4 protein-coding genes are annotated in these 2,587 nt (G+C 70.4%); 1 reads left to right on the top strand and 3 read right to left on the bottom strand.

All coding sequences use genetic code 11. The features are described from left to right. The coding region (locus MVA01S_RS29485) for a type III PLP-dependent enzyme domain-containing protein (protein ID WP_494337739.1) at nucleotides 1-525 on the top strand (525 nt) is incomplete at its 5' end. 31 nt (nucleotides 526-556) lie between these two features. Here MVA01S_RS29485 and MVA01S_RS29490 read toward each other — a convergent pair. From MVA01S_RS29490 to MVA01S_RS29500, 3 genes are all read right to left on the bottom strand, one after another. Continuing rightward, on the bottom strand, nucleotides 557-1,366 hold the full coding sequence (locus MVA01S_RS29490; RefSeq protein WP_003930682.1) for a type III pantothenate kinase: 810 nt from the start codon (nucleotides 1,364-1,366) through the stop codon (nucleotides 557-559). A 36-nt stretch (nucleotides 1,367-1,402) separates the two neighbouring features. After that, the gene (gene panC / locus MVA01S_RS29495; protein WP_003930683.1) at nucleotides 1,403-2,347 is read right to left on the bottom strand and encodes a pantoate--beta-alanine ligase; all 945 of its coding nucleotides are present in this window, start codon (nucleotides 2,345-2,347) and stop codon (nucleotides 1,403-1,405) included. After that, nucleotides 2,344-2,587, bottom strand: a 244-nt coding sequence (locus MVA01S_RS29500; protein WP_159426389.1) for a DUF2520 domain-containing protein, incomplete at its 5' end; no start/stop codon positions are given. The genes panC and MVA01S_RS29500, both read right to left, overlap by 4 nt.

The raw sequence follows: 2,587 nt of genomic DNA on the forward strand, positions 1-2,587 counted from the left end.
ACGGTCCTGCGGCTGGCGCCGCTGGTCGAGACCGACGACGTCGTCGTCACCGCGGGCGGCAGCACGTACTTCGACGCGGTCGCCGACGCATTGAACGACTGGCCGCAGGGCCTGTCGGTGCGCCCGCTGCTGCGCAGCGGCTGCTACGTGACCCACGACCACGGCCTCTACGCGCGGACCTCGCCGCTGACCCGGGGCGGGGGTGCCGGGTTGCGACCCGCGCTGGAGGTGCACGCCCAGGTGGTGTCGCGGCCGGAACCCGACCTGGCGATCCTGGCCATGGGCCGGCGTGACGTGTCGTTCGACCAGGGCATGCCGATCCCGCTGGACCTCGCCGCAGCCGTGGTGGAACGGCTCCACGACCAGCACGCCAACGTGCGGCTGGGTCCCGGGACCGAGGCCGAGGTGGGCCAGTGGCTGCAGTTCGGGATCTCGCACCCCTGCACGGTTTTCGACAAATGGCGGCTGATCCCGGAGATCGACGCCGACGGCCGGGTGGTCGACCTGATTCACACGTTTTTCTAGCGCGGCCCTGACGAGCAGGCCGCTCGACCTTCTAGCGCTTGGCCCTGTTCCGCTGATTGTCCCGGTTGCGTTCGAACACCATCCGCAGCCCGTCGAGCGTCAGATGCCGGTCGTAGTGCTGCACGGTGTGCAGATCGGCCAGCATCAGCGGTGCGCTGTGGCCGGTGGCGATCACGTTGACGTCGTCTCCCCCGAAGCCGTCGACGTCTTCGCGCACGCGGTTCACCAGTCCGTCGACCAACCCGGCGAAGCCGAACACCGCGCCGGCCTGCATGCATTCGACGGTGTTCTTGCCGACCACCGACCGCGGCCTGGTCAGCTCGACGCGCCGCAGTGCCGCCGAACGTTCCGCCGCCGCGTCGGAGGACACCTGCACGCCGGGGGCGATCGCACCGCCGAGGAACTCGCCGCGCGCCGAGACGACGTCGACGCAGATCGAGGAACCAAAGTCGACCACAATCGCCGCGGTGCCGAACTTCTGATATGCGGCAAGGCAGTTCACGATCCGGTCGGCGCCGACCTCTTTCGGGTTGTCGACCAGCAGCGGGATCCCGGTACGCACCCCCGGCTCGATCAGCACATGCGGCACCGACGGCCAGTACTGCTCCAGCATCACCCGGACCTCGTGCAGCACCGACGGCACCGTGGACAGCCCGGCCGCGCCGGTCAGCAGCTCGGCGTCGTCACCGATGAGGCCGTCGATGGTGAGCGCGAGTTCGTCCGCGGTCACCTCCGGTTCGGTGCGGATGCGCCAGTGGTGGGCGACCTTCGCGTGGTCGCCGGAACCGGAGATCAGCCCGACCACGGTGTGGGTGTTGCGGACGTCGATGGCTAACAGCACGACGTCACCTCGGCGACCGCGACGCGGCGTCTGACATCAGTTCCGCCAAGGCAATTCGTGACTGTCCGCGGACGGCGTGCGCGGATGGCCGTCGATGCCCGCGCTCGCCCCGATGTCCACGGCGATGTTGTCGAGCAGGCGGGTGCGGCCCAGCCGGGCGGCGATCAGCATCCGGCCTGCGCCCTCGGCGGGGGCCGGCCCCAACAGGGGGTCGCGGACCTCCAGGTACTCCAGTTCCAGCGCGGGCACCTCGTCGAGCACCGCGCGCGCGGCATCGAGCGCGGCGCTCACCCCGGCCGACGCGGCGTACATGCCGGCCAGCAGCGCCGCCGACAGCGCACCCGCCTGCTCGCGCTGCACCGGATCGAGGTAGCGGTTACGCGACGACATCGCCAGGCCGTCGGCCTCACGCACGATCGGCACGCCCTGGATCTCGATGTCGAGGTCGAAATCGGTCACCATCTGGCGGATCAACGCCAGTTGCTGGAAGTCCTTCTCGCCGAAGTAGGCGCGGTCCGGGCGCACCATGTTGAACAGCTTCAGCACCACCGTCAGCACACCGGCGAAATGCGTTGGGCGCGAAGCACCTTCGAGCTCACCGGCAAGCGGCCCCGGATGCACGGTGGTGCGCATACCGTGGGGGTACATGTCCTCGGCGGTCGGGGTGAACGCGATGTCGACGCCTTCGGCGCGCAGCGCGTCGAGGTCGTCGTCGAGGGTGCGCGGGTAGGCGCCGAGATCCTCGTTCGCGCCGAACTGCAGCGGATTGACGAAGATCGAGACCACCACCGCCGCCCCCGGAACCCTTCTGGCGGCGCGGATCAACGCCAGGTGGCCGTCGTGCAGCGCCCCCATCGTCGGCACCAGCACGATCCGCCGTCCGGTGGTGCGCAGCGCCCGCGTCACCCCGGAGACGTCCCGCGGCCGCTGGTACACGTTCAGCCGGCCGGCAGTGAATTTCGGGGCATCGCGCCTGGTCATGACTGTCCTGCTTCTGCCAGCACCTCGAAGACCCCTTCCGGAGCGTGCGCACGCTGGGCCGTGCGCCATGAGTTCGTCCGATACGCCTGCGCCAGATCGGAATTCACCTCGGCCAGCGCCTGCAGATGCCCGGCGACCGCCGCCGCGTCGCCCCGCGCCACCGGGCCGGTCAGCGCGGACTGCCCGCGCGCCAGCGCGTTGTCCAGCGCCGCGCGGGCCAGCGGCCCGATGATCCGCTCC

It is taken from the genome of Mycolicibacterium vaccae NBRC 14118 = CIP 105934, assembly GCF_001552715.1.
Lineage (GTDB): Bacteria > Actinomycetota > Actinomycetes > Mycobacteriales > Mycobacteriaceae > Mycobacterium > Mycobacterium vaccae.

What these genes read in the sequence shown, in the direction of transcription:
- panC (WP_003930683.1), bottom strand. Translation starts at nt 2,347, where the DNA reads ATGACCAGGCGCGATGCCCCGAAATTCACTGCCGGCCGGCTGAACGTG.